The sequence below is a fragment of the Sphingorhabdus sp. genome, from assembly GCF_044374345.1.
GTDB lineage: Bacteria > Pseudomonadota > Alphaproteobacteria > Sphingomonadales > Sphingomonadaceae > Sphingorhabdus_B.
Window position 1 is genome coordinate 1 of sequence record NZ_JBILOS010000096.1, and the last position, 7,960, is coordinate 7,960.

Here is a 7,960-nt window from a genome sequence, read left to right on the forward strand (position 1 = left end):
CATATGCGTGCAAATCAAGCGCGCCCTGAATGGTCGTGATCGGCATTTCGTCGAGATATGTGCCGACGGTCGGCAGCGATGCCGAGTGGTTCGCGTTTTCACCCGACGCTACGCCGCGGAAATACACCTGCGCAAAACCTGGTCCGCCTTGCTGAATGGTGACCGAAGGCAAAAACTTTACAACATCTTGCAATTCGCTGACCTGAAGCTGGTCGAGCTTTTCATTGCCAATCGCGTTGATGGCAATCGGCACATCCTGCAGATTCTGTTCACGCTTTTGCGCAGTCACGACGATGACATTGCTGTCTTCTTCAGCGGCTTGCTGCGCCATAGCCGGCGCTGCGAAGGCGGTTGATGTCATCAGCAAGACGAGAGCTGTTCGGACGTTAGACTTCTGACTTTGTAGGCGCATGCAGCGACCCTCCCTTGTTACCCTAAAATAAATAGGCTCCCAATTGCGTCCCCACGCAATATATTTTCGCTCTATCCGTCGTTTTCATACAATTTTACATTTCTGTGTTGCAACCCAGCAACTATGCTGCGGCAGGATAAATTTCCCACAAATTGCCAAGTGCGTGCTTCAACGGCTCAAGATGCGCCGCATAAGGCTTCCATTGGTCAACGCCGTCGCGGTTGATGGGGCGGCGGACCTGTTCGCTCGACGCCGTGCGCACAGCGCGCTTGTTTTGGTGGAAATTCAGGCACGCATCTTCAAACGGCAGCCCCAGATATTCCAAAAGTTTCCGGATTTCCTGCTCCGGATCGTCCAACAATTGTTCGTGAATGACGCGGTAAACATAGCCCGGTGCAACCGCATCAAAATGCGCCATCGCCCGCACATAATCCGCATAATATTGGCCCATATGGCCAAGGTCATAACTGAACGCCTGCCCCTTGGCGAAATGCTGGCGATAATTGGAAAAGCAGCAATCGAGCGGGTGGCGCCGTGCATCGATGATTTTGGCGTTGGGCAAAATCAAACGGATGAACGCCAGATAATTCCAGTTGTTGGGCAGCTTGTCGATGAAATATGGCTTGTCGGTTTTACGCTGGATGCGCGTGCGCTCGATGAACTCTGCGCCAAGCCTTTCCGTATCATCGGCGGATAGCGCCACGGTCGCATCAATCCAGTCCGACCCGCGCCCTTCACGCAGCGCCATCGCTGGAATGTCGGGCAATTCCATCGTCCCTTCAACCATGGAATGGCTCGCAAGGATTTGCTCGATCAGCGTCGAACCCGCACGCGGCATACCGATGATGAAAATGGGGTCTGGCGCCATATGCCCCTGCCCCGCGCGCGCTTCCCAAAATGGCGTGGTGAACTGGGCAATAATCTGATCGACCTGCGTGCTTACGCCTCGCGGATCATAATGCAGCTCCGCACTGCGCAGCGCATTGCCCTTGGCATAATGGGCAAAGGCGGCGGCATGATCCGCGCGCTCTTCGCTTGCCTTACCCAGCGCAAAATGCAGGTGAAACGCGTCCTCTGCCACCAATCCGGCCGATGTCAGCGCGGCATCCATCGCCGCAACATCTTCGTCCGAAAACTGGTAGGTTTTTAAATTAGCAAGGCTCCAATACACTTCGCCCAGCGTTGGTTCCACCGATATGGCGTGACGATATGCCGCAACGCTTTCGTCCTGATTGCCGACGGTTTTGAGCATATGGCCATAGCTCATCCACAATTTGGCATGATCGGGGAAACGCGCGGTCAGTTCCTGATACAGCGCAATCGCCTCTGCATACCCCCCAATCCGTCCGAGTGCCGCAGCTTTCAAATTTTGCTGGACCGGGTTGTCACCGTCTTCGGCGAGCACGGCATTCAAATGCTCAAGCGCCTCGGGGAAACGGTTTTGTTTGTACAATACGGTTGCCAGATTGGCACGCGCAGCGCCAAAGTCAGGCGTCAGCTCAAGCGCGCGGCGAAGCAATGCCTCGCTATCTTTCAACCGGCCCACACGCGCGGCCAATTCCGCCATCATGCGAATAGCGGCAACGTCCGTCGGCGCATCACGCAAATGACCGCGCAACAGCGGTTCTGCATCCTCCAACCTGTTTTCGGAAAGCGCGACAGCCGCCGCCATAAGGTTCGGATTGCGTAAAGCAGCTTCGATGGCGGGGCGGGCAGATATTTGGTTCATTGCAGACGGTCTATGCGATGAAGCGAGACTTTTGAAGCGGCCAAATCATCTGCCGTATCAATGTCGCATAATGTGCCCGCAGGTGCGGTTAGTTTTTCGGCACCAGCCAGAATATGCCGCGCCCCAGCATCGCCAACTGTCGCCAGCAAATCCGGCCAATGAGATCGCGGAAATATAGCAGGCGGCATGGGCTGGTGTCCGTCAAACGATGCCACCACATTAACGGTGCAAGCGGCCATCAACGCTTCAACATGGGTAGCCTGCACAAACGGCATATCGGCCAGCGCGATAAGTAAAGCCTGCGCATCGGTGCGCAACGCCGCCTCAACCGCGAGATGAAGCGAGCCCGATAGCCCGATGCCGGGGTTCGGGTTTTCGACAATATCAAATCCCAAACACTGATAATGTGCTGCAATAAGTGCGTCGGGCTGGCACACTGCGAAATGCGCTGATGCCGCAATGCCGGCCAGTTCATGCGCCGCACGCGCTCCCAGTGGCGCTCCTTCAAAATCCGCCATCAACTTATCAGCACCAAAACGCCGCGCATTGCCCGCCGCCAGCAGGACGATCGCGACGTCCTTCGCCTGCATCAACGCAGCCCTTGGTTGAACGCGCGGATCATGCCGCCCGCGATAGACAGCGCGATTTCGGGCGCGCTGATCGCGTTAATCGCAACACCCGCTGGCCCTTCAATGCGCGCGCATTGTTCTGCCCGAACACCCGCTGCCGAGAGCCGCGCAAGGCGTGCCTGATGCGACCGGACGGAACCGAGCGCGGCGACATAGGCCGCAGGGCTCGCCAGCGCCGCCGCCAGCGCAGGGTCGTCGATTTTGGGATCATGGCTAAGCGTCACAATCGCGCTTCGGCTATCGGGCGCAAAGGCCTTAACCGCGTCGTCGGGCCAGCGATCATCCAACCGGATGCCGGGAAAGCGTTCCGCAGTTAAAAACCGTCCACGCGGGTCGCACAAAGTGACATCCACCCCTTGCGATACCGCAATGGCGGCAAGGGCCGATGCAATTTCGACCGCGCCCACAATCAGCAAACGGCGCGGCGGATGGTAGATATTGACGAAGCCTGCGCTGGCAGCATCGTCCAGCAAGGCACTTCGGCCCGATTCCAAATCCGTCACAACCGACAGCGCCGCACCTGCCGAGCGCGCCTTGATAATATCTCCAAACAGATGCGCCGGAAAACCATCGGCGGAAACAGGCTGCACCAGCACCTGAATATCCCCGCCACAGGGCAGGCCAACGTCCCACGCCGCATCGTCGGCAACGCCATATCGGCGGAGCACCGGCGGCGCGCCTGCCAAAACCAATTGCGCGCGTTCAAGAACATCGCCCTCGACACAGCCGCCCGAAACAGACCCCACAAAGCGTCCGTCCGCATGCACAAGCATATGCGTGCCGACGGGGCATGGCGCGGATTTCCAGGTTTCGACCACTGTCGCAATCGCCATAGGCGCGCCTGCCCAGTCGATTGCGGCGGCAAGGATACGGTCGTGGTTGGCGCTGCCCATAGTCATGGCAATGCGCTAGCAAAGAGGGTGAAGCGTTGCTATATGAAACGCAGTTTTGGGCGGGAGCTTATTTTCATGGCAATTCAGACGTCAATCAATGGCAAGCCAGTCGCGCTTGCGGCGGAGCCAGACACGCCGTTGCTATGGGTCATCCGCGAAGAGCTTGGCCTAACGGGCGCGAAATTCGGATGTGGCATTGCGGCGTGCGGCGCTTGCACTGTCCATGTTGATGGCGAACCCACCCGTTCGTGCAGCCTTCCCGTAAGCGAAGTCGCAGGCAAATCGATTACCACCATCGAAGGCCTAAAATCTGCAGACGGCACGCTCCACGCGGTGCAGCAAGCTTGGATTTCTGCGCAGGTTCCGCAATGTGGCTATTGCCAGTCCGGGCAGATTATGGCGGCTGTGGCGCTTATCGAGAAAACGGGCAGCCCAAGCGATGCACAAATTGACGAGGCGATGACCAACATTTGCCGCTGCGGAACCTATCCACGCATCCGCAAGGCGATTCATGCCGCAACCGGGCAAGCGGCGAAAGCGGCGAAACCTGCAGAAGGAGGCGCATAATGGCTGACACCCCCGCAACTGAAGTGCAGCCAGCCGCGCCAGAAAAGCGCAAGGGCGTCAAGCGCCGTGCCTTCCTCATTGGTGGTGTCGCCGTCGTCGGCGCAGGCCTGTTCGGTATTACCATCGCCGACAGCAATGCCGCCAAATCCGCCAAGGCGCGCCTTGAAAGCGACGGCGGCCACAGCTTTGCCACCTGGCTGAAAATTGGTGAGGATGACAGCATCACCATTTATTCGCCGCACACCGACATTGGTCAGGGATCGAACACCGGCCTTGCCCAAATGCTGGCCGAAGAACTGGATGCTGCATGGGATCAGGTGCGCGTTGTTTCTGCACCCGCAGAACCGGCGTTCGCCAATGTGGGGCTTGGACGCGCTTTCCTTGCCGATATGACGGGGCAACCCGCGATCATTAATGGCATTCCGCAATCATTTCTGTCCTTCATCGCGCGGCAAATGAACCTTCAGATGACCGGCGGCTCCACGGCGTTGCGGTTCACAGGCCGGGTGACCTTTCAAAATGTCGGCGCGGCGACGCGGCTGGCATTGGTTGAAACCGCAGCGAAGCGACTGGCAGTTCCAGCGGATGAACTGACGACACAGGACAGCCATGTCATCCATGCCAAATCCGGCCGTGCGTTGCGCTATGGCGAACTGGCGGCGGAAGCTGCGACCTTGTCGCTCGATAATGCGCCAAAGCTGAAGGATCCGTCGCAATATCGCATCATGCGCCAATCCATGCAGCGGCTCGACATTCCCGCGAAGGTCGATGGCAGCGCGCAATATGGCATCGACTTTTCGGTTCCTGATATGCGCGTCGCAACGATCATGGCAGCGCCTGTGCGTGGCGGCAAATTAACGTCTGTAGACACCGCGCCTGCTTTGGCGGTCAAAGGCGTTGAAAAAGTCATCAAGCTCGATGATGCGGTTGCTGTCGTGGCGAAAGGCTATTGGCCCGCCATTTCCGGCCTGCGTGCGCTCACCCCTCAGTTTTCGGACGGCGGCAATGGCGGCATTTCTACCGCGTCCATTTTCAAAGCGCAGGGCGACCTGATGGCCAAGGGTGAAGCCGATGGCACAGCCGGCGATGGTGATGTGCAGGCTGGTCTTGGGGCACAACCGATTGAAGCGAAATATCAGGTGCCATTTCTACACCACGCGATGATGGAGCCATTTGCCCTGACCGCCCATTTTAAGGATGGGAATCTCAACATTTGGGGCGGCATGCAGGACCCACTTGCGACCAAGATGATGGCCGTCGAGGTATCCGGTCTCGGCGCGGATGATGTGACATTCCACCCCATGATGATCGGTGGCAGCTTTGGCCGCCGCTTGCCGATGTATATGGAAATCGTCGGTCAGGTGACAAAGCTTGCGATGCAATTGCCTTATCCGGTGAAGCTTATCTGGAGCCGTGAGGAAGAAGTCGTCCAAGGCGCATATCGCCCACAAAGCTCCGCCGCGCTGAAGGCGTCGTTGACCAAAGAAAAGCGCATAAGCGCATATCGCAACGACTATGCCCAACCCGAAAGCGCCGAGAGCGAAACGGTATTTCCTTATACCCTGCCCGCCGTGTCGCGCCGCCACTTTGCGCATGTTTCGAACCAGCAAACGGGTGCATGGCGTTCGGTGAACTCGACACAGCAAGGCTTTTACAATGAAAGCTTTATGGATGAGCTGGCCCATGCAGCGGGCGAAGACCCGGTTGTATTTCGCCGCAATCATTTGAAGGCAGGATCGCGGCATTTACGCGTATTGGACGAAGTTGCCGCACGCAGTGGTTGGGGCTCCCCCCTTCCCGCGGGAAAGGGTCGCGGCGTTGCACTGGTCGAAAGCTTCAGAACCATCGTCGCGCAGGTAATCGAAGCGTCGGTCGGTGACGACGGCATGCCCAAAGTGCATAAGGTAACGACGGTCGTGGACGCCGGAAGCATCGTCAATCCGGACGCCGCCATGGCGCAGATTGAGGGCGGCATCATCATGGGGCTTTCGTCCGCCATTGGCGAGGCGATTACGCTTGAAAATGGCGCGGTTCAGCAAAGCAACTTGGCCGATTATACGTTGCTGAAAATGGCAGGCGCGCCCTTGGCGATGGACATCCATTTCCTCAACAGCGGCGCAGATATGGGCGGCATTGGCGAACCCGGTGTTCCTCCGGCTGCCCCGGCTTTGGCCAATGCGCTGTTTGCCGCCACCGGCAAGCGCGTCCGCAATCTGCCGATCCTAACCCAAGCGAAGGCCTAATTTGCCGCACGCACGTTTGTTGAAGCCAACGGACAATCTGGAAATCGCCGAGACATTGGCGCGCGCGTTCCAGACCGAGACCGGATGGAGCTATGTCATTCCAGACGCGAAGCTGCGCGCACAGCGGCTTACGGGCGTGTTCCATTTGTTCTTGCGCGACGAACATCGCAAAGGCGCGGTGTATGGAACCGACGGCATAAAGGCCGTCACTTTATGGCGTGGTCCGGGGAATGCGCGCGATAGCATGTTGGATACCGCGCGGCTGATCGTGCCGTTCGTCCAGCAGCTGCGCTTTTCGATATTTCGCGGTCTTGAAGTCGCCGACCTCATCGAAAAGCATCTGCCAAAAGAGCCTGTCTGGTATTTACATTATGCGGGATGCGACCCGGCCTATCAGGGCAAAGGCTATGGCGGCGCTGCCATTCGTGCAGGGCTGGAGCGGGCAGATCAGGATGGATTGCCCGCCTATCTGGAAACCGCAGACGAACATAATATCCCATTATATCAAAGCTTTGGTTTTGCTATCAAGCATAGCTGGCAAGTCCCCGAAGGCCCGCAATTTTGGGGCATGCAACGCCCCGGCAAGACCCGCCACTAGATAACGCCAGCGCCCATAGCCGCTGAATCCCTTGCCCTCGTTACAAAAGCGGCGTAACCTTTGCGCACGCACCAGGTCTGCGCGAGAGCGTGGATAATAGGGAAGCCGGTGGAAATCCGGCGCTGTTCCCGCAACTGTAACCGGCGAGCTTTTGCTCCAAATGCCACTGGGGAAACGGGTAACCGTAAAACTGGGAAGGCGGGGCAAGAGCATAGACCCGGGAGCCAGGAGACCTGCCTGATTGCGGTTTGTCCTTTGTGCTTGCGGGACACTGGCGCAATCGGGGTTTTCCTCCGCGTGACGACATTGTGTTGGACGTCATGCGAAGGAGATACATCCATGACCTTGTTAAAATATACGGCTGCGGCGCTTGCGCTGCTGCCGGCGTCTGCAATGGCAGATGCATGGGACGACGTTATCGTTGTCACCGCGAGCGGCTTTGAACAGCCGCGATCGGAGACCGGCCAAGCGATTGACATCGTCGACCGCGAACGGCTCGACCAATTGCAAAGCGCCACCATCGGCGATGCCCTGCAAAGCGTGCCCGGCGTTACCGTTGCGGCGCGCGGCGGTCTTGGCGGTCAGGCCAGCGCGTTTTTGCGCGGCGGCAATAGTTCGCAAACGCTGGTGCTCATCGATGGCGTGCGGATCAATGATCTCACCAGCCCCAATGGTGCGTTTGACTTTGGCACGCTGATGACCGGCAATATTGGTCAGGTGGAAGTTCTGCGCGGGCCGAACTCAATCATCTGGGGCAGCCAAGCGATTGGCGGCGTGGTCAATATCCAGTCGCTGGCACCGGCCGATGGTTTCGAAGGACGCTTCGGCGCGGAATATGGTGCCGCCGATACCAAAGGGATGAACGCACACATCGCCGGAACCAGTGGCC

8 protein-coding genes and 1 riboswitch are annotated in these 7,960 nt (G+C 58.2%); of the genes, 4 read left to right on the forward strand and 4 right to left on the reverse strand.

Annotated features, from left to right (window positions below; translation table 11 throughout):
* From ACIQ5B_RS09245 to ACIQ5B_RS09260, 4 genes are all read right to left on the reverse strand, one after another.
* A partial coding sequence (locus ACIQ5B_RS09245) for a TonB-dependent receptor plug domain-containing protein (RefSeq protein ID WP_397598759.1) occupies nucleotides 1–331 on the reverse strand: 331 nt, incomplete at its 3' end.
* 202 nt (nucleotides 332–533) lie between these two features.
* Nucleotides 534–2,141, reverse strand: coding sequence for a sulfotransferase (locus tag ACIQ5B_RS09250; protein ID WP_397598760.1), 1,608 nt, complete (start codon nucleotides 2,139–2,141; stop codon nucleotides 534–536).
* Nucleotides 2,138–2,731: a nucleotidyltransferase family protein gene (locus ACIQ5B_RS09255; RefSeq protein WP_397598761.1), complete on the reverse strand. Its 594-nt coding sequence runs from the start codon at nucleotides 2,729–2,731 to the stop codon at nucleotides 2,138–2,140. The genes ACIQ5B_RS09250 and ACIQ5B_RS09255 overlap by 4 nt, the downstream gene beginning before the upstream one ends.
* A complete protein-coding gene (locus ACIQ5B_RS09260; protein ID WP_397598762.1) occupies nucleotides 2,731–3,669 on the reverse strand; it encodes an XdhC family protein in 939 nt (312 codons plus the stop codon). The genes ACIQ5B_RS09255 and ACIQ5B_RS09260 overlap by 1 nt, the downstream gene beginning before the upstream one ends.
* Before the next feature lie 36 nt (nucleotides 3,670–3,705).
* Between ACIQ5B_RS09260 and ACIQ5B_RS09265 the strand changes: the two genes are divergently transcribed.
* From ACIQ5B_RS09265 to ACIQ5B_RS09280, 4 genes are all read left to right on the forward strand, one after another.
* On the forward strand, nucleotides 3,706–4,230 hold the full coding sequence (locus ACIQ5B_RS09265) for a (2Fe-2S)-binding protein (protein ID WP_397598763.1): 525 nt from the start codon (nucleotides 3,706–3,708) through the stop codon (nucleotides 4,228–4,230).
* Nucleotides 4,230–6,473, forward strand: a complete 2,244-nt coding sequence (locus ACIQ5B_RS09270; RefSeq protein WP_397598764.1) for a molybdopterin cofactor-binding domain-containing protein — start codon at nucleotides 4,230–4,232, stop codon at nucleotides 6,471–6,473. Before ACIQ5B_RS09265 ends, ACIQ5B_RS09270 begins: the two co-directional genes overlap by 1 nt.
* 1 nt (nucleotide 6,474) lies before the next feature.
* Nucleotides 6,475–7,071 carry a GNAT family N-acetyltransferase gene (locus ACIQ5B_RS09275; protein ID WP_397598765.1) on the forward strand — a complete coding sequence of 199 codons (597 nt, stop codon included), beginning with the start codon at nucleotides 6,475–6,477 and terminating at the stop codon, nucleotides 7,069–7,071.
* A 56-nt stretch (nucleotides 7,072–7,127) separates the two neighbouring features.
* A riboswitch (cobalamin riboswitch) is annotated at nucleotides 7,128–7,327 on the forward strand.
* A gap of 83 nt (nucleotides 7,328–7,410) precedes the next feature.
* The coding region (locus ACIQ5B_RS09280; protein ID WP_397598766.1) for a TonB-dependent receptor at nucleotides 7,411–7,960 on the forward strand (550 nt) is incomplete at its 3' end.